Here is a 21,709-nt window from a genome sequence, read left to right as displayed (position 1 = left end):
CGCAGGCGCCGTTGTTCATTGCACTATCGCATCACTTCTTCTTCACCGGGCGCGCCCAGTTCTGAATGTGGCGCTGAGGCACCCGGGTAATCACCAGCTCGTTCTCGGCTACGTTCTTGGTGATGGTGGAGCCAGCCCCCAGTGTGGCGCCCTTGCCGATGCGCACCGGTGCCACCAGCTGGGTATCGGAGCCGACGAAGACGTCATCCTCGATGATGGTCTGGAACTTGTTCACCCCGTCGTAATTGCAGGTGATGGTGCCAGCACCGATGTTCACCTTGGCGCCGATCTCAGCGTCGCCCAGATAGGTGAGGTGACCGCACTTGGAGCCCACCCCAAGGCGCGCCTTTTTCATCTCGACGAAGTTGCCGACGTGGGCATCCTGCTCCAGCACCGCGCCGGGGCGCAGCCGGGCAAACGGCCCGACCGAGCACTGATCCGCCACCTTGGCCCCCTCAATCACCGAGTAGGGTTTTACCTCTGTGTCATCGCCTATGGTGCAATCCTTGAGGATGGCGCCGGCGCCGATCACTACCCGGTGACCCAGGGTCACCTTGCCCTCGATGATGACGTTGACGTCGATCACCACCTCTTCCCCCACGCTCAGCTCGCCACGCAGATCGAAGCGGGCCGGGTCCATCATGCTCACCCCGGCGATCATCAGGCGCTCGGCCTGCATCTGCTGGTAGCTGCGCTCGAGCGCCGCCAGCTGAACCCGGTTGTTGGCCCCCTCCACCTCGGCCGCGCGTTCCGGGTGTACCGCGGCAATTGGGCAACCATCGGCGTGGGCCATGGCGATGACGTCGGTCAGATAAAACTCACCCTGGGCATTTTTGTTATCCAGACGCGACAACCAACTGCGCAGTTGGCCACCGTTGGCCACCAGCACCCCGGTGTTGACCTCGCGGATGGTGAGTTGCTCGGAGTTGGCATCCTTCTGCTCGACGATACCGACCACCTGACCCTGCTCGCGCACAATGCGGCCATAGCCGGTCGGGTTGTCCAGCACTACGGTCAGCAGCGCCATGCCGGCGGCCGGCTTGGCGGCCAACAGCCGTTGCAGGGTCTCGGGCTGGATCAGCGGGGTATCGCCGTACAGCACCAGTACGTCGTCGTCATCGCTCCAGAACGAAACGGCCTGAGCCACCGCGTGACCGGTGCCCAGCTGCTGCGCCTGCAACACCCAGTTGAGATCCGGGGCGGCGATCCGCTCCTTGAGCAGTTCACCGCCGTGACCGTAAACCAGGTGCAACTGTTCGGCGCCGATCTGGCGGGCGGTGTCGATGACGTGGGAGACCATGGCCTTGCCTGCGACCGGATGCAGCACTTTCGGCAGGGGGGAGCGCATGCGGGTGCCTTTGCCCGCGGCCAGAATGACGACGTTGAGAGACATGACTTCGACCTTGAATCCGAGTGGAAATACCCGGCGGAGTCTATCGGAGGGTCAAAAAAAAAGCGACCCGCAGGTCGCTTTTTGCCTCACCGCGTTTAGCGGTAATTCTTTTTGACGATATCGATGACCCGCAGCTGGGCCATCGCCTTGGCGAGCTCGGCGGACGCCTGGGCGTAGTCGATATCACCATGGGAGCTGTGGATCCGCTCCTCGGCCGAACGCTTGGCTTCGAGGGCTTTCGCCTCATCCAGCTCGTCGGCGCGAATCGCAGTGTCCGCCAGCACGGTCACGGTTTCCGGTTGTACTTCCAGCATGCCGCCGGAGATGTACAGCACCTCTTCACCACCGCCCTGTTTCACCAAGCGGACCAGGCCCGGCTTGATGGAGGTCAGCAGGGGAGCGTGACCGTGGTGGATACCCAGCTCACCTTCGGAGCCTGATACCTGGACAGTCTGGACGCGACCGCAGAACAGCTTGCCTTCGGCGCTTACCACATCCAGGTGAAAGGATATCTCAGCCATGGGCCCTCCTATCGAGGCTTACAGTTTCTTGGCTTTCTCGACGACTTCGTCGATGCCGCCAACCATGTAGAACGCCTGCTCCGGCAGATCGTCATACTCACCCTTCAGGATGCCCTGGAAGCCACGGATGGTCTCCTTCAGGGAGACGTACTTGCCCGGAGAACCGGTGAACACTTCGGCCACGAAGAAGGGCTGGGACAGGAAGCGCTCGATCTTACGGGCACGGGCTACGGCCAGCTTGTCGTCTTCCGACAGCTCGTCCATCCCCAGGATCGCGATGATGTCCTTCAGTTCCTTGTAACGTTGCAGAACGGTCTGCACGCCACGGGCGGTCTCGTAGTGTTCCTTACCTACCACCAGCGGATCGAGCTGACGGGAGGTGGAGTCCAGCGGGTCAACGGCCGGGTAGATACCCAGGGCAGCGATCTGACGGGACAGAACCACGGTCGCGTCCAAGTGGGCGAAGGTGGTGGCCGGAGACGGGTCGGTCAAGTCATCCGCCGGCACGTAAACGGCCTGTACGGAGGTGATGGAACCAGTCTTGGTGGAGGTGATACGTTCCTGCAGAACACCCATCTCCTCGGCCAGGGTCGGCTGGTAACCTACTGCGGAGGGCATACGACCCAGCAGTGCGGATACCTCGGTACCGGCCAGGGTGTAACGATAGATGTTATCGACGAACAGCAGTACGTCCTTACCCTCGTCACGGAACTTCTCGGCCATGGTCAGACCGGTCAGCGCCACGCGCAGACGGTTTCCAGGCGGTTCGTTCATCTGACCGTACACCAGGGAAACCTTGTCCAGTACGTTGGACTCCTTCATCTCGTGGTAGAAGTCGTTACCCTCACGGGTACGCTCGCCCACACCGGTAAATACCGAGTAGCCGGAGTGCTCGATCGCGATGTTACGGATCAGCTCCATCATGTTGACGGTCTTGCCTACACCGGCACCACCGAACAGACCGACCTTACCACCCTTGGCAAACGGGCATACCAGGTCGATAACCTTGATGCCGGTTTCCAGCAGTTCGGTAGAGCCGGACTGCTCTTCGTAGCTCGGCGCTTCGCGGTGGATGCCCCAGCGCTCGTCTTCGCCGATCGGGCCCGCTTCGTCAACCGGCTCACCCAGCACGTTCATGATGCGACCCAGGGTCGCTTTGCCAACCGGTACCTGAATCGGCTTACCGGTATTGGCCACTTCCATCCCACGACGCAGACCGTCGGAGGAGCCCATGGCGATACAGCGAACAACGCCGCCACCGATCTGTTGCTGAACTTCCAGCACCAGACCATGGCCTTCGCTGATGACCTTCAGTGCATCGTACACTTGGGGCACGGCATTCTGCGGGAACTCGATGTCCACCACAGCGCCGATGATTTGGACGATGAAACCGTTACTCATGTCAAATCCTCTAAACCTTTAGGTAACCCTTGCCTTACACCGCAGCGGCACCAGACACGATCTCAGTAAGCTCCTGGGTGATACTGGCCTGACGGGCCTTGTTGTACACCAGTTGCAGATCGTTAATCAGGTTGCCGGCGTTGTCAGTCGCGGCTTTCATGGCAACCATTCGGGCTGCCTGTTCACTTGCCAGGTTTTCTACCACGCCCTGGTACACCTGGGATTCGACATAGCGAACCAGCAGGGTGTTCAGCAGCTTCTTGGGATCCGGCTCATAGAGGTAATCCCAGTGGTTCTTCTTGGCGAGCTTGCTGTCTTCTGTAATCGGCAAAGGCAGCAGTTGATCGACCTTGGGCTGTTGCACCATGGTGTTTACAAACTTGTTGTACACCAGATACAGACGGTCAATCTCACCGTTGTCGTAGGCCTTCAGCATGACCTTCACGGAACCGATCAGGTCATTGACACTCGGGGAGTCCCCGAGGCCGGACACTTGAGCAACGACCTTGGCACCGTACTTCTGGAAGAAGCCGGAGGCCTTGCTGCCAATCAGGGCCAGGTCAACCTGGGCGCCCTTCTGGCTCCATTGCTGCATGTCGTTGAGGGCAGACTTGAACAGGTTAATGTTCAGGCCGCCACACAGGCCACGGTCGGTGGAGATGACGATATAGCCCACTCGCTTGACCTCACGTTCGATGAGGTAGGGGTGCTTGTATTCCAAGTTCCCCTGGGCGAGGTGGCCGATCACCTTGCGCATGGTTTCAGCGTAGGGACGGCTGGCAGACATGCGATCCTGCGCACGGCGCATCTTGCTTGCCGCAACCATCTCCATAGCGCTGGTGATCTTCTGAGTGTTCTTCACACTCCCGATCTTGGTACGTATCTCTTTTGCGCCGGCCATCTCTTCTCTCCATCAGGTGGCAGCTTGCGCTGCCACACACGCTTACCAGGTCTGGGTTGCCTTGAAGGTATCGAGCAACGCAGTCAGCTTGCCAACGATCTCGTCGTTGTAGTCGGCCTTGGCATTGATTTCAGCCATCAGCTCGCCATGCTGGGTATTGGCGTAAGAGGTCAGAGCGGCTTCGAAATCAACAATCTTGCTGAGTTCGACGTCGTTGAGGTAACCCTTCTCGGCAGCAAACAGCACCAGAGCCTGGTGAGCAACGCTCATCGGGGCATACTGCTTCTGCTTCATCAGCTCGGTTACCTTCTGGCCGTGATCCAGTTGCTTGCGAGTTGCGTCATCCAGGTCGGAAGAGAACTGGGCGAACGCAGCCAGCTCGCGGTACTGGGCCAGCGCGGTACGGATACCACCGGACAGCTTCTTGATGATCTTGGTCTGCGCCGCACCACCTACACGGGATACGGAGATACCCGGGTCAACCGCCGGACGAATACCGGAGTTGAACAGCTGGGTGGTCAGGAAGATCTGGCCGTCGGTGATGGAGATCACGTTGGTCGGAACGAACGCGGAAACGTCACCAGCCTGGGTTTCGATGATCGGCAGGGCGGTCAGCGAACCGGTCTGGCCCTTGACGGCGCCGTTGGTGAACTTCTCGACATAGTCGGCGTTCACGCGAGCAGCACGCTCAAGCAGACGGGAGTGCAGATAGAAGACGTCACCCGGGTAGGCTTCGCGTCCAGGCGGACGACGCAGCAGCAGGGAGATCTGACGATAAGCAACGGCCTGCTTGGAGAGGTCGTCGTAAATGATCAGCGCGTCTTCACCACGGTCACGGAAGTATTCGCCCATGGAGCAACCGGAGTACGGTGCCAGGTATTGCAGGGCAGCCGCTTCGGAAGCAGAAGCCACCACCACGATGGTGTTGGCCAGAGCACCGTGCTCTTCCAGCTTGCGTACCACGTTAGCGATGGTAGAGGCCTTCTGGCCAATCGCAACGTAGACACACTTAATGCCGGACTCTTTCTGGTTGATGATGGTGTCGATGGCGATGGCAGTCTTACCTACCTGACGGTCACCGATGATCAGCTCACGCTGGCCACGACCGATAGGGATCATGGCGTCGATGGCTTTCAGACCGGTCTGGACAGGCTGGTCAACAGACTTACGCTCGATAACGCCCGGGGCGATGACTTCTACCGGAGAGAAGCCGTCGTGATCCAGCGGCCCCTTACCGTCGATCGGTTGACCCAGGGTGTTGACCACCCGGCCCAGCAGACCGCGACCGACCGGCACTTCCAGAATACGGCCGGTACCCTTGACCTTCATCCCTTCAGCCAGATCGGCGTAGGGACCCATGACGACCGCACCAACGGAGTCACGCTCGAGGTTCAGAGCCAGAGCGTAGCGGTTGCCCGGCAGCTCGATCATCTCCCCTTGCATGGCGTTGGCCAGGCCGTGGATACGAATGATACCGTCGCTAACAGAGACGATAGTACCTTCGTTGTGCGCCTCGCTCTTGATGTCAAACTGCGCAATGCGCTGCTTGATCAGCTCGGCGATTTCAGTGGAATTCAGTTGCATGCTCTAATACCCCAATCAAGATTGCAGCGCGTCAGCCATCCGATCCAACTTACCGCGGAGGGAACCGTCGATAACCAGATCGCCGGCCTTGATGAGCACTCCGGCCATCAAAGACGCATCGATGCTGCAATTCAGCTTCACGTTGCGCGCGAGACGTTTCTCCAGAGAAGCCTGAATGTTGGCTTTCTGCTGATCGGTCAGCTCAGTTGCCGATACCACCTCAGCCTGAACAGTTTTTTCCTGTTCGGCCTTGAGCAGATGGAATTCGGCAACCACCGCCGGCAATACACCCAAGCGACCATTCTCGGCCATCACCCGGATCAGGTTCTGGCCGTGCTCGTTGAGCTGCTCACCGCAGACACCGACAAACACGTTTGTCAGCTGGTCGGCAGCCATGGCGCTGCTGATCAGGGAGGCGATGGTGTCGTTTCTGCTCACTTCGGCAGCAAACTCCAGCATCCCCAGCCACTGATCCACCGCCTTGTGCTCAACGGCAAACTCGAAAGCAGCCTTGGCGTAGGGGCGAGCAATGGTAGTCAGTTCAGACATGGCCCCATTCCCGTTACAGTTCAGCTACCAGCTTGTCGACGATGTCGTTGTTGGCAGCCTGGTCGATGTGACGCTCCAGGATCTTCTCCGCGCCGGCAATGGCGAGGGCAGCAACCTGCTTGCGCAGATCTTCTCTGGCACGATGGCTTTCGGCTTCGATCTCGGCACGGCCTTGAGCCAGGATTTTCTCCCGCTCGGCCTGTGCAGCCACGGTGGCTTCATCGATGATCTGGGCCTTGCGCTTATTGGCCTGGTCAATGATTTCAGCTGCCTGCAGCTTGGCTTCCTTCAAACGATCGGAAACGTTGGCGTGAGCCAGTTCCAGATCTTTCTTGGCACGCTCGGCAGAAGAGAGACCGTCAGCAATGACTTTTTGACGGGCTTCGATGGCAGCCATCAGCGGCGGCCATACGTACTTCATGCAAAACACGACGAAGAGGAAGAAAGCGATTGCTTGGCCGAGGAGGGTGGCGTTGATATTCACAGCCTGAGTCCTCTTAAGTTAGTTAATGGGTTGTGCGTCGGGTAGAAGCGGAACTTAACCGGCCACCGCGAACATCACATACAGACCCAGACCAACAGCAATCATCGGAATCGCGTCAACCAGACCCATGACGATGAAGAACTGGGTACGCAGAACAGGGATCAGATCCGGCTGACGGGCAGCACCTTCCAGGAACTTACCACCCAGGATACCGATGCCGATGGAGGCGCCAATGGCAGCCAGGCCCATCATGAAAGCAGCAGCGATGTACAGCAGGTCCATGTTCAAGTTTTCCATGAGGATCTCCAAAATTATTTTAACTATTAATGGTTTAACGGGGTAAAACAGGTTGCGTCATCAATGATCCTGTTGCGCCATCGACAGATAGACGATGGTCAGCACCATGAAGATGAACGCCTGCAGCGTAATGATCAGGATGTGGAAGATGGCCCAGGGCACAGACAGAATCCACTGTGACCACCAGGGCAACAAACCTGCAATCAGGATGAAGATCAATTCGCCAGCATACATGTTGCCGAAAAGACGCAGACCCAGAGATACAGGCTTGGATATCAGCGTGACGGTTTCCAGGATGAAGTTAACGGGGATAAAGGCCGGATGGTTGAAGGGCTGCATAGTCAGCTCCTTCACAAAACCGCCCACACCCTTGACCTTGATGCTGTAGTACAGGATCAAGAAGAACACGCCCAAGGCCATGGACATGGTGATGTTAACGTCAGCAGAGGGAACCACGCGCAGATAAGGAACACCCATCATCACGGCAGCGTGAGGGATAAAGTCGACAGGAATCAGATCCATGAAGTTCATCAGGAAAATCCAGACGAACACGGTCAGCGCCAGCGGTGCGATCACCGGGTTACGACCATGGAAGATATCCTTGACACTACCATTCACGAACTCGACCAGCATCTCGACGAAGCACTGCAGCTTACCGGGTACACCGCTGGTAGCCTTGACGGCGACCCTGCGGAACAACCAGATAAACAAAACGCCGAGAGCGACGGAAAATATCATGGAGTCGATATTGACCGTCCAGAACCCAGAGCCCACTTGCAGGTGATGCAGGTGGTGGGAGATATATTCCTGAGTGGTCAGGACTTCTCCGGTTGCAGCCATGAGGTTTCCTAGTAGTGGTTGTTAAGAGTGAATGAAGCCATCCACTGTACAACAAGAGCGAGGAAGTAAGCGCAGAAGAAGGGAGCGAAACTGATTTCCATTCCACTGCCAAACATCAGGGCAAAGAGTCCTGTTGTTGTTATGAGCTTAATCCCTGCCCCACCATAAAAGTCCCACAGCACCAGTCCCGCGCTGTGCTTATCCACCTTGCGGCGCATGACCCAGACACTGAAAAGGCATTGAGGGACCCAGAATGCCCCGCCTCCTAAGAGGGCAGAGCGTCCCGCCACCTCACCATCTAGCAGAAACCAGACAGTAGCGATGGCGAGGATCAGGACCAACTGACAAACCATCAGAGCCAAGGCCAGTGCCAGACCACCCGTGACTCGACTATGCTTCACCAGAAGACTCCCGAAGATTACAGAACTGTAAAAAATTGGGATCCGAAGACCCCGAGATTACAGCCATTAAAGCCGGTCAAATTATACCCTTGCAATAAGCTATTGCAACACGGCGCAAATCCTTATTTTTTGCGGCCTTTGACCCGTTATTCAGGATCCTTTCAGATGCAAAGTAATGCATGTTTTATTACTACAAAAAGCGTAAAAATCACGATTCAGACAGGCCAAAATGGCTCAATATCTTGTCCAATTCCGCCAAGTCACTGTAACTAATTACTAACTTACCGCTATCCTTCTTACCCGGCTGAATTAACACCTGATTGCCAACCACTTCGGCCAGCCGGCGCTCCAAAAAGCCCAGTTGCGGGTCACGTTCCGCCTCAGGCTTGGGTTTGGCCGGCTCCTGGCTCTTCTGTACCAGTCGCTCGGTTTCACGCACCGTGAGCCCTTTTTGCACCACGGCACGGGCCAGCTCGGATTGAGCCTCGCCACTGAGAGCCAGCAGGGCACGGGCATGACCCATGTCGAGATCCCCATGCTCCACCAGGCGCTTCACGTCATCGTTAAGTTGATTCAAGCGCAGCAGGTTGGTCACCGTGGTGCGCGACTTGCCGACCGCGTCGGCCACCTGCTGGTGGGTCAGCTCAAATTCCGTCATCAGCCGCTGCAGTGCCACCGACTCCTCGATGGCATTGAGATCCTCGCGCTGAATGTTCTCAATCAGGGCGATAGCGACCGCAGCATCGTCGGCCACCTCTTTGACTAGGCAGGGCACCACCTCGAGACGAGCCAACTGGGCCGCACGCCAGCGCCGCTCACCGGCAATGATCTCAAAACTCTGCTCCCCCAGCGTACGCACGACGATGGGCTGGATCACGCCCTGGGCACGGATCGAGCTAGCCAGCTCCTCAAGGGCCTCTTGGGACATGTCCTTACGCGGCTGATACTTGCCGGAACGCAGCCACTCAACAGGCAGCTTGCGCAGCTCCCCCTGGGGGGTGGGCAGCATCGCCTGTTCGGTACGCAGCTCGCTCTGAACCTGTTTCTGACGGGCAGCCGTGCTGGTGCTGAGCAGGGCGTCGAGGCCCTTGCCGAGGCCGCGTTTCTTCGGGGTCATAGGGATTCTCTTTCTGTGATGGCGGCCTGGCGCTCCTGCTCACGGCGGCGCAGCATCTCACCTGCCAACGCCAGGTAAGCCTTGGCCCCCACCGAACTCTTGTCGTAGTGCATGGCGGGGGCGCCGAAGCTGGGCGCCTCGGCCAACCGCACGTTGCGCGGGATGATGGTGCGATAGACCTTGTCGCCAAAATGCTGTTTCAGCTGATCGGACACATCATTGGCGAGGCGGTTGCGGTGATCGTACATGGTACGCAGCACCCCCTCGATGTGCAGGGCAGGATTAACCACGGCCGCCAGCTTGCTGATGGTATCGACCAGGGCAGTGAGCCCTTCCAGGGCATAGTACTCGCACTGCATGGGCACCAGCACCGAATCGGCGGCCGCCATGGCGTTGACCGTCAGCATGTTGAGTGAGGGAGGGCAGTCGATGAAGATGTAGTCGTACTTGTCACGCACCGGAGCCAGTGCGTTGCGCAGGCGGATCTCGCGGGCGAAGAACTCCATCAGGCGGATCTCGGCGGCGGTCACGTCAGCATTGGCGGCAATCAGGTGATAACCGCCGGAGGTTTCGGTGATGATCACCTCGCCGATCGGGGTTTCTTCAACCAGCAGTTCATAGGCAGTGCGCTCGACATCGTACTTGTCGACACCACTGCCCATGGTGGCGTTGCCCTGTGGATCCAGATCGATCACCAGCACCTTGCGCTTGGTGGCCGCCATGGAGGCGGCCAGATTGACACAGGTGGTGGTCTTTCCAACTCCACCCTTCTGGTTGGCAATGGCGATGACTTTTCCCACGCTTTCCCCTAACTCGATTCTGTGCCCGCTAGTCGGGCCGGGTGATATTCAACTCCAGTAGATGGCGCTCTCCCTCCAGCTCCGGCACCACCAGGGTATGGGAAGCAAGCAGAGAGATGCCTTCCGGCAAATGGGCCAGCTCCTCGGCGGGATAGATCCCCTTTAACGCGAGAAAACGGCCGTCGGCGGCGGGCAGGTGACGACACCAGGTCAGCATGTCCTCCAGAGAGGCAAATGCCCGGCTCAGCACCCCATCAAAACCTTGTTCGGGTCGAAAATCCTCAACCCGGGACTGTACCGGCGTCACATTGGTCAACCCCAACTCCAGGATCACCTGGCGGATGAAACGGATCCGCTTGCCCAAGCTATCGAGCAGAACGAACTGTCTGTCGGGATTGATGATGGCAAGTGGCAGACCAGGCAGGCCAGGTCCGGTGCCTACATCGATGAAACGCTCACCGTGCAGGTGCTGACTGACCACCAAGCTGTCCATGATGTGCTTGACCAACATCTCCTGCGGTTCACGCACCGAGGTGAGATTGTAAGCTTTGTTCCACTTGTGCAGCAACTCAACCAACTGAACCAGTTGGGTCTTCTGCTGATCGGTAATAACAATACCGGCCTGCGCAAGCAGGCCGTTCAGTCTTTCCAGCATGGGATTCCTCAAGCGGTCTTGCGCAGCAGACCGTGTTTTTTCAGATGAACCAGCAGGATCGAAATGGCCGCCGGGGTAACCCCGGAGATGCGTGAAGCCTGACCAATAGTCTGCGGCTTGGCATCGTTCAGCTTGGCGATCACTTCGTTGGAGAGGCTGTTGACGTCGCGGTAGTCGAGATCCAGCGGCAGCAAGGTGTGCTCATTGCGCAGCTGCTTCTCGACCTCATCCTGCTGACGTTCGATGTAGCCGGCGTACTTGATCTGGATCTCCACCTGTTCGGCCGCCTGAGCATGCTCCAGCGCCGGGCCCACCCCTTCGATCGCCATCAGGCTGCTGTAGGTCACCTCCGGACGGCGGATCAGCTCCTCAAGGGAGTGCTCGCGAGTCAGCGGCGTATTGACCAGTGCATTGATGGCCTCCAGCGAGGCGTGCTGCGGATTGACCCAGGTGCTGCGCAAGCGCTGACGCTCCTGCTCGATCAATTCCAGCTTCTGGTTGAACTTGACCCAACGATCATCATCAACCAAGCCAAGTTCGCGGCCGGCCGGCGTCAGACGCAGATCGGCGTTGTCTTCACGCAGCAGCAGACGATATTCAGCACGGCTGGTGAACATGCGATAGGGCTCACGGGTACCCAGTGTGGAGAGATCGTCCATCATCACCCCCATGTAGGCCTGATCCCTGCGCGGATGCCAGGGATCCTTGTCCTGGGCACGCAGTGCGGCATTGAGGCCCGCCAGCAACCCTTGGGCTCCGGCCTCTTCGTAGCCAGTGGTGCCGTTGATCTGACCGGCAAAGAACAGGTTCGGCACGAACTTGCTCTCCATGTTGGCCTTGAGATCCCGAGGATCGAAGAAGTCGTACTCGATGGCGTAGCCAGGGCGGGTGATGTGGGCATTCTCGAAGCCACGGATCGAACGAACGATCTGCACCTGCACATCGAACGGCAGGCTGGTGGAGATGCCGTTCGGATAGAGTTCGTGGGTCGTCAGCCCTTCGGGCTCGACGAAGATCTGGTGTGACGTCTTGTCAGCAAAGCGAGTGATCTTGTCCTCGATCGAAGGACAGTAACGCGGGCCAATCCCCTCGATTACCCCGGCGTACATGGGGCTGCGATCCAGGTTATTGCGGATCACCTCGTGGGTCTGTTCGTTGGTGTGTGTCACGAAACAGGGGATCTGGCGCGGATGCTGGCTGGCATCGCCGATGAAAGAGAAAACCGGGGTTGGCGTATCGCCCGGCTGTGGCTGCATCACCGAGAAGTCGACGCTGCGGGCATCGATACGCGGTGGTGTACCCGTTTTCAGACGGTTGATACGCAGCGGCAATTCACGCAGGCGCTGAGCCAGGGCGATCGAGGGAGGATCCCCGGCTCGACCACCGCGGTAGTTCTCCATTCCCACGTGGATCAGGCCGTTGAGGAAGGTCCCCACGGTTAGCACCACCGCCTTGGCGGTGAAGCGAAGCCCGGTCTGGGTAATCACCCCTACGACGGCATCACCGTCCATGATGAGATCGTCACAGGCCTGCTGGAAGATCTTCAGGTTTGGCTGGTTCTCCAGCATCTGGCGTACCGCCGCCTTGTAGAGCAGGCGATCGGCTTGGGCACGAGTGGCTCGTACCGCAGGCCCTTTAGAAGAGTTGAGCGTACGGAACTGGATCCCGCCCAGATCGATGGCTTGCGCCATGATCCCGCCCAGAGCGTCAATTTCCTTGACCAGGTGTCCTTTGCCGATTCCACCGATCGCCGGGTTGCACGACATGTGTCCCAGGGTATCGATGTTATGGGTCAGCAACAGGGTATTCATGCCCATGCGGGCTGCTGCTGTGGCCGCTTCAGTACCGGCATGACCGCCGCCGACGACGATCACATCAAATTGTTCGTGGTATTGCATCTGGATCACCTTGATCTGCACGCCAGAAGATCGCTGTTTGCCTGCTTAAAAAGGCGGGACATTCTATCTGTTTACGGTCGGGAGGGGAACGTCTACTTAACGTCCAATATAGATCCAGGATCCGCTTAGTAGATCTTAAGGATCTTTAGATCGATCTTTTATTGGATCTTTTATTAGATCCGACGAGATCTGTTGATAAGCACTTTTTGATCAGAAAGATCATTATCTTAAGCACGATCATCAACTGTGGAAAAGCTTGGATCCTAGGGGTGGATGGCAGGGGACAACTCGGGTGTTTATGCACAAGCCTCCACCAAGCTAAAAGTAGTACATTGGATAACTATAGGTTTTAAAGAGGATCTAAGTGTAGTTATTCACAGTTGTGGGTGTCGTTGTGGGTAAGATTAGGGAAACTGATCCAAAGCGGATCTGTTGATAACTAGGTGGACAGTCATTTTGCGCAAAGGAAAGACGGGAACGCCGGAAAGGGGCGATCCCGTACTACTGATCATCCGATCAGGGGTATCCAGTCGCGGATCCAGATCTCGGCGGCGTCTTCCGGGATCTCGTAACGAGTCACATCGATCTCCAGACGCGTTCCGATCCGGCTGGCTCCGCATGCGGTCAGTTGCTGATCCAGCGCCTTGCCGGCAGCGCAGAAGGTGTCGTAATTACTGTCACCGAGCGCGATAACTCCATAGCGGCGACCGCTAAGATCCGGTTTTTTCGCACAAAGATCCTGATAGAAGGGTTGCAGGTTGTCGGGCACGTCACCGGCGCCGTGGGTCGATGTCACCACCAGCAAGATAGCGTCAGGGTCGTCCAGCACTTCGTCGAGGCGCGCCGGATTGTGTTCAGTGGCCCGATGATCGGCCTGCTCCAGCAGGGCGGCCACATGCTCCGCCACGTACTCGGCGGCACCCAGCATGGAGCCGATCACGATATGAATGTGTGCCATTGCAAAGATCCTGGTTGAACAAGCAAGTGGCCGATTCTACCCCCAACTCATGTGGATAAATATGGATAAAGGGTGGGGACAAGATCCGTGAAGTGATCCATGGCCGGATCGGGTGGGGAAGATAACATTTTTGTTTTCCATCAATCTAAATGCAAATGATTGGCAATTAAATAATCGATTCGAGCCTTGTGCTGTTGTAGCATTTACCCGCTTGATTGCGGGCGTCTGATCGCCTTGCACACCATAACAACAGCAACCGAGATGCTCGTATGAACGTTACTCCTTCCCCCGTCTGCCGGGCCGTGCTGTGGGGGCTCTCCCTGACGGCGGCCGCTCCCTTGGTTCTGGCTAGTGAATCTCCAGCACCCCAGCTCGAGCCGGCTGAGACCATGATCGTGACCGGCACTGCCATGAAGGTCGAGGTGCCCATGGCCGAGACCGCCCGTTCGGTGTCGGTGGTCAACCGTGAAGAGCTGGATCAGCACGCGGTACAAAAGCTCGATGAGGCGCTGCGTTACCGCTCCGGCGTACTCTCCCAGGCCTATGGCTCGGACAATGACACTGACTGGTTCAAGGTGCGCGGCTTCGATGCGGCCAACTATCTCGATGGTAATCGCCTGTTCAGCACCGGCTACTATGTGTGGACGCTGGAGCCGTTCGGCCTCGAGAGTGTCGAACTGCTCAAGGGGCCGGCCTCGATCCTCTATGGTGAGGCGCCCCCGGGTGGGGTGATCAATGCCATCACCAAGCGCCCCACCGCCAAGCCTAGGGGTGAGCTGGATCTGCAACTGGGCAACCGGGATCACCGCCAGATCGGGGTGGATGTCTCCGATGCGCTGACCGACCAGAGCCGCTACCGCATGGTGGCGCTCTACAGCAAGCGTGATGGGGTGCTGGATGGCAGCGAGAATGAGCGCCTCTACCTGGCGCCGAGCGTCACGCTGGATCTCTCTGATCGCAGCGCCTTGACCCTGCTGGCCAGCATCAAACACGACGAGGGAGTGCCGACCAATGGCTTCTTCCCTGTCTATGGCACCATCAACAAGGCGCCGGGCGAGATTGATCCCAGCACCAATCTGGGTCAGCCGGATTACGATCGCAACCGCAACACTCAGATCTCGGCCGGTTATGAGTTCAGCCACCAGCTCAACGACACCTGGGAGTTCAAGCAGAACGCCCGCTTCAACTACAACGATCTGCTGCTGCGCAGCACCTATATCTTCCCGGCTTATGACAGCACGACGGCTTACCGCGGCCTTATCTATCGTGACGGCAAGACCAAGAGCGTGCTGCTCGACAACCAGATGATCGGTTACTGGAATGGCGAGCGTACCGAGCAGACCTTGCTGCTCGGGGTCGATTTGCAGAGCCATGGCAACGACGGCGTTGAAGCCGACAGTTTCGGCATGGGGGCCATCGATACCCAGCAGCCGGACTACTCCGGTTTCCCCGGCTTCGATCCTGCCACTGCCACCTATCAGAAGAGCCGCAAGGAGCAAAGTGGCCTCTATGCACAGCATCAGATCCGGTGGGATGAGCGCTGGTTGCTGACGGCGGGGGGGCGCTACGACTATGTGGAGACCCACAACCGCAGCGAGAAGCTGGCCAAGAACGAGAAGCAGTATGATGACGAGCTTTCTCTTTCCGGCAGCATCATGTATGTGGCCGATAACGGTCTGTCGCCCTACCTGACCTACGCCGAGTCGTTCGAGGTGCTGGCGGGGATGGACCCCAACACCAAGAACGCCTACAAGCCGCTCAAGGGCAAGCTCTACGAGACCGGCATCAAGTACACACCGCGTTTCATGGATGGCTACGTCAACCTGGCCCTGTTCGATCTTGAGCAGACCAACTCGCTGGTGGCCACCGGCTCCGGTCAACAGACTCAGGCCGGCAAGGTTACCTCGCGCGGCGTCGAGCTGGAGGGCAGTGTACAGGCCACCGAGGGGCTGCGCCTGACGGCGGCCTACACCTACACCGATGCCAAGACCAACGACAGCGGGGAGGGGGAGCGCAGGGCCAGCATGATCCCGCGCCACCAGGCCTCTTTCTGGGGGAACTACAAGGTGCAGGCGGGCCCGGCTTCCGGTCTTGAGGTGGGATCTGGGGTGCGTTACACCGGATCGAGCGTCGGCATTGGCGCTGTGGATGCGGCCTACAACCCCATCTATGGGTCGGCCAAGGTGCCGGCCAACACCGTCTGGGATGCGATGATCGGGTATGACATCGACAAGCACTGGCGGGCCCAGATCAACGTGACCAACCTGCTGGGTGAGACCTATATCGCTAGCTGCGACTACTACTGCTACTACGGCGAGGAGCGCAGCGTCATCGGCTCCATCAACTATCGCTGGTAAGCCAAAGAGGCCGCCTGCGGGCGGCCTTCTCCCCTGTTATACGTGACACACATGAAACTGCTTGCTCTGGTCTATCGCCACTATCGCTGGCCCTTTCTGGCCATCACCCTGCTCAGCCTGCTGAGTGCCCTGCTCGGCATCGGGGTGATCGCCTTCATCAACCAACGCCTCATCACGCCGGTGGGGGAGCCACTGTGGATGCTGGCCCAGCTACTTGGCCTCATCGTTTTGCTGCTGGTGCTGACTCTGGGCAGCCAGCTGGCCCTGACCACCCTGGGCCATCACTTCGTTTATGCCCTGCGTGGCCGCTTGCTTAAACAGTTGCTCGACACCGATGTGCAGCAACTGCGGACGATCGGCAGCGCACCTCTGCTCGCTTCGCTCTCCAGCGATATTCGCAGCATCACCCTAGCCTTCGTGCGCCTACCCGAGCTGGTACAGGGATCGGTGCTGACCCTAGGGGCCTGCGCCTATCTGGCCTGGCTTTCGCCCGGCATGCTGCTGGTGACGGCTCTGTGGGTCACTCTGACCATGGTCGTCGGCTGGCTGCTGGTGCAGCGGGTCTATGCCCACCTGCACCGGATGCGCGGCGCCGAGGATCGTCTCTATCAGGACTATCAGGCGATGATCGAGGGGAGCCGTGAGCTGATGCTCAACCGCCAGCGGGCCCAATGCCTCTATGCGGAGCAGTACCAGCCCAACGCACTCGATTACCGCCACCACGTGATCCGTGCCGACACCTATCACCTGAGCGCCATCAACTGGTCGAATATCATGATGTTGGGGGCCATCGGCCTCTCGTTCTTCCTTGCCAATGGCCTCGGCTGGGCCGATGGCACGGTGGCCTCCACTTTTGCGCTGACCCTGCTGTTTTTGCGAACTCCTTTATTACAGGCGATCGGCGCCCTGCCGACTCTGGTGGCGGCTCAGGTTGCTTTTGACAAGCTGGCCGCGCTGGCGCTGGCCGAGCACAGCGAGCACTTTGCCGGGCAGGCGCCCCGTCCCTGGCAGCACCTGACGCTGGAGGGGGTGAGCTTCGGCTATCAGGGGGGATTCACGGTAGGGCCGGTCGATTTCACCGTGCGCCGTGGCGAGCTTATCTTCCTCATCGGGGGCAACGGCTCGGGCAAATCGACCCTGGCCATGCTGCTCACCGGTCTGCATCGTCCGAGCGCAGGCCGCCTGCTGCTCGATGATCAGGTGGTCGATGACTGGCACGCCTATCGCGGCCTCTTCTCCGCCATCTTCACCGACTTTCACCTGTTCGACCGCTTGCTCGGGCCACAAGGGGTCGACCCGGCCCTGCTCGATGAGTGGGTGGCGCGGCTCGAGATGGGCCACAAGTTGCAACTGGAGGGGGAGCGCATCACCGACATCCAGCTCTCTCAGGGGCAGCGCAAGCGGGTGGCTCTGCTGCTGGCCATCGCCGAGCAGCGCGACATCTTGCTGTTTGACGAGTGGGCCGCGGATCAGGATCCCCAGTTCCGCCGCATCTTCTACCAAGTGCTGCTGCCGCGCCTCAAAGAGATGGGCAAGACAGTGATCGCCATCAGCCACGACGATCACTACTTCCATCTGGCCGATCGGCTGCTTGAGATGCGATCCGGCCAGTTGCATGAATTGGATGCACAGGAGCGGGCCAGCGCCAGCCATGACGTGGTGGCCCGCCTCGATCTACGCCACAGCGGGGGAAGCCATGTTTGAGATGAACGGCGCCGGGTTTGCCATCGATGGCAAACCTCTGCTGCAACCGACCACCCTTCGCTTCGATGAAGGGCGGGTCTATGGCCTCATCGGCCACAACGGCTCGGGCAAGTCGACCCTGCTCAAGCTGCTGGCCCGCCAGCAGCCTTTCAGCAGTGGCGACATTCTGCTCGACGGCCGTTCGCTGCGCGAGTGGGAGGAGCGCCCCTTCGCCCGCCGGGTGGCCTATCTGCCCCAGCACTTGCCACCTGCCGACAACCTGCTTGGCCGCGAGCTGATTGGGTTTGGCCGCTTCCCATGGCGTGGCCTGTTCGGCCGCACCCGCAACGAAGACAAGGCGCAGGTGGCGCGCGCCATTGCCCTGACCCACACCGAGGCATTCGCCGATCGGCTGGTCGATACCCTCTCCGGCGGTGAGCGTCAGCGGGTCTGGCTGGCCATGCTGCTGGCCCAGGAGAGCCGCTTCATCCTGCTTGACGAACCGCTGGCCGCCCTCGATGTGGCCCATCAGGTCGAGGTGATGAGCCTGGTGCACGATCTCAGTCGTCAACTTGGGCTTGGCGTCATCGTGGTGATCCACGACATCAACATGGCTGCCCGCTACTGCGACGAGCTGGTGGCCCTGCATGGCGGCCGGGTGCTGACCCAGGGCACGCCGGGCGAGTTGATGCACGAAGAGACCCTGAAGGCCATCTATGGCCTGCCGATGCGGGTGATCCCCCATCCGCAGTCCGCTCACCCGATCGCCATCGTATGAGGGGAGCCATGAAGCAAATTGCCCGACTCTGGCTGCTGGCCGCCCTGTTGCCGCTGTCCACTGTGGCGGCCCCGCGCATCGCCACGGTTGACTGGACCATAGGGGAGACCCTGCTGGCGCTCGGCACCCCACCGCTGGCGATGGGGGATCTGGTCTCCTATCGCTCCTGGGTCGAGCAGCCGGTGATGCCCTCCTCTGTGGTCGACATCGGCCTGCGTGCCCAACCCAACCGCGAGCTGCTGGCCGAGCTGGCCCCCGATCTCATCCTCATCTCACCGCTGGCGGCGCCCCTTGAGCCGACGCTTTCGCGCATTGCGCCGGTGCGCTCCATCCCTATCTATGACCCGCAAGGGGATTACTGGGCGCAGCTGCGTCAGGCGACCCTGACCATCGCCACCCTGGTCGGGCGGCGCCCTCAGGGGGAGGCCCTGCTTGCTGAGCTAGAGCAGCACCTGACTACGCTGGCGGGCAGAGTGCCGGCCACGACACCGCCATTGCTGCTGGTGCAGTTTATCGACGAGCGCCATGTGCGGGTGTTCGGCCAGCACAGCCTGTACCAGTCGCTGCTCGGCAAGTTGGGTTTGCGCAATGCCTGGCAGGGAGAGGTTAACTACTGGGGCTTTGCCGCTATCGGCATCGACCAGTTGGCTCCCCTGCGGGAGGCGCAGTTGGTGGTCATCGAGCCGGTGCCGCTCGGGGTGAAAGAGCGGCTGGCGGCGTCGGCGCTGTGGCAGACACTGCCGCTGCTGCGCGACCATGCGCCGCTGCACCTGCCCCCTGTGTGGAGTTTTGGCGGTGTGCTATCGGCCAGGCGCTTTGCCGACCAGTTGCTGTTGACGCTGACCGGGGAGGGGGCATGAGCGTGCATCGTTATCCTGCTGCACCCCTGTGTGCAGGCCTCTTCGGCCTGACTCTGCTGCTGGCGTTGTGCACTCTTGGCCAGCAGTTGCCGATGAACCTCTGGTGGCAGGGGATGCTGGCCCCGGCCCCGGATCAACCGGGCCAGTTGGTGCTGCATTTTTCCTGGCTGCCACGGCTGGCGCTCTGCTTGCTGGCAGGGGCGGCCCTCGGCCTTGCCGGTCTCTTGTTGCAGCAGGTGCTGCGCAATCCGCTCGCTTCGCCGACCACGCTCGGGGTGAGTGCAGGCGCCCAGTTGGCGCTATTGCTGGCGACCTTGTATGCCCCCGCCCTGCTGGTTGTTCGCGAAGGGGTGGCCTTGGCCGGCGGCGGCGCTGCCATGGGGCTGGTGTACCTGCTCACCTGGCGACGCACCCTGACCCCGCTGGTGATCGTCTTCGCCGGTCTGGTGGTGAGCCTCTATGTGGGGGCCATCAGCTCGGCCCTGATGCTGTTTCATCAGGAGGAGCTCAAGGGCTTGCTGGTGTGGGGTAGCGGCACCCTGACTCAGGATGGTTGGGGGGGGGTGACCCGGCTGCTGTGCTATCTGCTGCCGGCGCTGGGGATGGTGCTGTTGCTGCTGCGTCCGCTGGCCCTGCTCGATCTGGACGAAGCCAGCGCCCGCAGCCTGGGGCTGCCACTGCGTCCGCTGCGTCTGGCAGCCATCGCACTGGGGGTGTTTCTCACCGCCAGCGTGGTCAGCGTAGCCGGGGTGATCGGCTTTATCGGGCTGGCCGCGCCAGCGCTGGTGCGCCTGCTCGGTGTGCGTAGCTTCACCCAGCGCTTGCTCTGGTCGGGCCTACTCGGCAGTTTGCTGCTGAGCGCCACCGATCAATTGCTGCAACTGCTGGCCGGTTTGACCAGCATGTTGCTGCCGACTGGCGCCATGACGGGGCTGCTCGGCGCCCCCATGTTGCTTTGGCTGATCCCGCGACTGGTGCTGCGCAAACCGCCCTCGAGCAAGGTTGCCAGCGCCCCGGCTCGCCGTCATCCGATGCCTGCACGCCTGTTGTGGCAGTTGCTGCTGGCTCTGCTGCTGGTCGTGCCGCTGGCCCTGGCATGGGGGCAGGGGGCCATGGGGTGGCGCTGGTTGCCGGGTGAACTGTGGTTCAGCCAGTTGGAGTGGCGGCTGCCACGGTTGTTGGCGGCGGCCGCCGTTGGATTGCTGCTGGCCCTGTGCGGTACCCTGCTACAGCGTATCAGCCGCAACCCCATGGCCAGCCCTGAGCTGCTCGGGGTGAGTGGTGGCACCGTCATGGGGCTGCTGCTGGCGGCGTTGCTGTTGCCGATGCTGCCGTTGCCGCTGTGGCTGCTGTGTGGGGTGGTGGGTGCTCTGCTGACCCTGCTGCTGCTGGTCGGTATCAACCGGCGCAGCGGTTTTCAGCCGGAGCGGGTGCTGCTCTCAGGGCTGGCCATCACCGCCATGCTGGAGCCACTACAGAGTGTGGTGATGGCCAATGGGGATCCGCGGGTGCAGCAGTTGCTGAACTGGATCGCCGGCTCCACCTACTACGTGACGGCGCCGGTGGCGGCGGGGCTGGCGCTGGTGGCCCTGTTGCTGCTGGCTCTTGCCTTGTTGCTGGTGCGTTGGCTCGATCTGCTGCCGCTCGGCCAGGCGGCTGCGGCGGCCCTCGGGGTCAATTTGCGCCGGGCCCAGCTCTGCTTGCTGTTGCTGGTGGCGGTAGGAACGGCGCTGGCCACCCTGGTGATCGGCCCTGTCTCCTTTGTCGGCTTGCTGGCGCCACACCTGGCTCGCATGTTGGGGCTGGTGCGGGCCCGTGATCAGCTGCTCGGGGCTGGATTGGGCGGCGCCCTGCTGATGGTGCTGGCCGACTGGGCCGGCCAGCAGTGGCTCTTTCCCATGGAGCTGCCGGCCGGGTTGGTGGCCACCCTGATCGGTGGCGCCTACTTCATGGGGTGCCTGCGCCGGATTTAGCGGGAGCCAAATAAAAAAAGCCCGGGAATATCCCGGGCTTTTTGGTCTCTGGTGCTCACTTGCCGATGCAGAATGTAAATAATCTATTATCTTCAATATTTTAGTTACTTTTCGGGGGCCGCTTGGGGTAAAAGTAACTAAAACAGCATATTGAGAGGCCGCTCACGGGTTTCTGATATCGTGCAGCGTTCCCACATAGTCCATTCTCAATCGTGCAGCCTCCCCATACAATCAATGCGAGGCCCCCACACGCAGTCAA

20 protein-coding genes are annotated in these 21,709 nt (G+C 60.0%); 5 read left to right on the top strand and 15 right to left on the bottom strand.

The window, feature by feature from the left end:
- Positions 1 to 31: 31 nt before the first annotated feature.
- From glmU to mioC, 15 genes are all read right to left on the bottom strand, one after another.
- Positions 32 to 1,393, bottom strand: coding sequence for a bifunctional UDP-N-acetylglucosamine diphosphorylase/glucosamine-1-phosphate N-acetyltransferase GlmU (gene glmU / locus FE240_RS17835; protein WP_193002819.1), 1,362 nt, complete (start codon positions 1,391 to 1,393; stop codon positions 32 to 34).
- A gap of 95 nt (positions 1,394 to 1,488) precedes the next feature.
- Positions 1,489 to 1,914: a F0F1 ATP synthase subunit epsilon gene (locus FE240_RS17830; protein ID WP_193002818.1), complete on the bottom strand. Its 426-nt coding sequence runs from the start codon at positions 1,912 to 1,914 to the stop codon at positions 1,489 to 1,491.
- 18 nt (positions 1,915 to 1,932) lie between these two features.
- On the bottom strand, positions 1,933 to 3,315 hold the full coding sequence (gene atpD, locus FE240_RS17825; RefSeq protein WP_042047666.1) for a F0F1 ATP synthase subunit beta: 1,383 nt from the start codon (positions 3,313 to 3,315) through the stop codon (positions 1,933 to 1,935).
- Positions 3,316 to 3,349: 34 nt separating this feature from the next.
- Positions 3,350 to 4,216, bottom strand: a complete 867-nt coding sequence (gene atpG, locus FE240_RS17820; protein ID WP_042047667.1) for a F0F1 ATP synthase subunit gamma — start codon at positions 4,214 to 4,216, stop codon at positions 3,350 to 3,352.
- 42 nt (positions 4,217 to 4,258) lie between these two features.
- Entirely contained in the window at positions 4,259 to 5,800 is a 1,542-nt protein-coding gene (atpA, locus tag FE240_RS17815; protein ID WP_042047668.1) for a F0F1 ATP synthase subunit alpha, read from the bottom strand.
- Positions 5,801 to 5,815: 15 nt separating this feature from the next.
- Entirely contained in the window at positions 5,816 to 6,349 is a 534-nt protein-coding gene (atpH, locus tag FE240_RS17810) for a F0F1 ATP synthase subunit delta (RefSeq protein ID WP_042047669.1), read from the bottom strand.
- Between the two features lie 13 nt (positions 6,350 to 6,362).
- The gene (gene atpF / locus FE240_RS17805; protein WP_042047670.1) at positions 6,363 to 6,833 is read right to left on the bottom strand and encodes a F0F1 ATP synthase subunit B; all 471 of its coding nucleotides are present in this window, start codon (positions 6,831 to 6,833) and stop codon (positions 6,363 to 6,365) included.
- A 54-nt stretch (positions 6,834 to 6,887) separates the two neighbouring features.
- Positions 6,888 to 7,130: a F0F1 ATP synthase subunit C gene (gene atpE, locus FE240_RS17800; RefSeq protein ID WP_042047671.1), complete on the bottom strand. Its 243-nt coding sequence runs from the start codon at positions 7,128 to 7,130 to the stop codon at positions 6,888 to 6,890.
- 60 nt (positions 7,131 to 7,190) lie between these two features.
- Positions 7,191 to 7,970, bottom strand: coding sequence for a F0F1 ATP synthase subunit A (gene atpB, locus FE240_RS17795; protein ID WP_042047672.1), 780 nt, complete (start codon positions 7,968 to 7,970; stop codon positions 7,191 to 7,193).
- Positions 7,971 to 7,978: 8 nt separating this feature from the next.
- Positions 7,979 to 8,389, bottom strand: coding sequence for an ATP synthase subunit I (locus FE240_RS17790; RefSeq protein ID WP_042047673.1), 411 nt, complete (start codon positions 8,387 to 8,389; stop codon positions 7,979 to 7,981).
- A 190-nt stretch (positions 8,390 to 8,579) separates the two neighbouring features.
- Positions 8,580 to 9,488 carry a ParB/RepB/Spo0J family partition protein gene (locus FE240_RS17785; RefSeq protein ID WP_193002817.1) on the bottom strand — a complete coding sequence of 303 codons (909 nt, stop codon included), beginning with the start codon at positions 9,486 to 9,488 and terminating at the stop codon, positions 8,580 to 8,582.
- Entirely contained in the window at positions 9,485 to 10,288 is an 804-nt protein-coding gene (locus tag FE240_RS17780) for a ParA family protein (RefSeq protein ID WP_193002816.1), read from the bottom strand. The genes FE240_RS17785 and FE240_RS17780 overlap by 4 nt, the downstream gene beginning before the upstream one ends.
- A gap of 28 nt (positions 10,289 to 10,316) precedes the next feature.
- A complete protein-coding gene (rsmG, locus tag FE240_RS17775; RefSeq protein WP_193002815.1) occupies positions 10,317 to 10,943 on the bottom strand; it encodes a 16S rRNA (guanine(527)-N(7))-methyltransferase RsmG in 627 nt (208 codons plus the stop codon).
- 8 nt (positions 10,944 to 10,951) lie between these two features.
- Entirely contained in the window at positions 10,952 to 12,841 is a 1,890-nt protein-coding gene (mnmG, locus tag FE240_RS17770; RefSeq protein ID WP_193002814.1) for a tRNA uridine-5-carboxymethylaminomethyl(34) synthesis enzyme MnmG, read from the bottom strand.
- Between the two features lie 508 nt (positions 12,842 to 13,349).
- Positions 13,350 to 13,799, bottom strand: a complete 450-nt coding sequence (gene mioC / locus FE240_RS17765; protein ID WP_193002813.1) for an FMN-binding protein MioC — start codon at positions 13,797 to 13,799, stop codon at positions 13,350 to 13,352.
- A gap of 269 nt (positions 13,800 to 14,068) precedes the next feature.
- Between mioC and FE240_RS17760 the strand changes: the two genes are divergently transcribed.
- Genes FE240_RS17760 through fhuB form a run of 5 tightly spaced genes read left to right on the top strand, consistent with a single transcriptional unit; the run spans position 14,069 to position 21,450 of the window.
- Complete coding sequence (locus FE240_RS17760) at positions 14,069 to 16,156, top strand: TonB-dependent siderophore receptor (protein ID WP_193002812.1); 2,088 nt, start codon at positions 14,069 to 14,071, stop codon at positions 16,154 to 16,156.
- A 51-nt stretch (positions 16,157 to 16,207) separates the two neighbouring features.
- A complete protein-coding gene (locus tag FE240_RS17755; RefSeq protein ID WP_193002811.1) occupies positions 16,208 to 17,860 on the top strand; it encodes a multidrug ABC transporter permease/ATP-binding protein in 1,653 nt (550 codons plus the stop codon).
- On the top strand, positions 17,853 to 18,617 hold the full coding sequence (locus FE240_RS17750; protein WP_193002810.1) for an ATP-binding cassette domain-containing protein: 765 nt from the start codon (positions 17,853 to 17,855) through the stop codon (positions 18,615 to 18,617). Before FE240_RS17755 ends, FE240_RS17750 begins: the two co-directional genes overlap by 8 nt.
- 8 nt (positions 18,618 to 18,625) lie before the next feature.
- Positions 18,626 to 19,477, top strand: a complete 852-nt coding sequence (locus tag FE240_RS17745; protein ID WP_226798897.1) for an ABC transporter substrate-binding protein — start codon at positions 18,626 to 18,628, stop codon at positions 19,475 to 19,477.
- Complete coding sequence (gene fhuB / locus FE240_RS17740) at positions 19,474 to 21,450, top strand: Fe(3+)-hydroxamate ABC transporter permease FhuB (RefSeq protein ID WP_193002808.1); 1,977 nt, start codon at positions 19,474 to 19,476, stop codon at positions 21,448 to 21,450. Before FE240_RS17745 ends, fhuB begins: the two co-directional genes overlap by 4 nt.
- Positions 21,451 to 21,709: the final 259 nt, after the last annotated feature.

Origin of the sequence: Aeromonas simiae, assembly GCF_014892695.1 — a bacterium.
In the GTDB taxonomy this organism is placed as follows: Bacteria; Pseudomonadota; Gammaproteobacteria; order Enterobacterales; family Aeromonadaceae; genus Aeromonas; species Aeromonas simiae.
The sequence above is the reverse complement of the archived record's forward strand: the minus strand, read 5'-3'. Positions and strand labels throughout refer to the sequence as shown.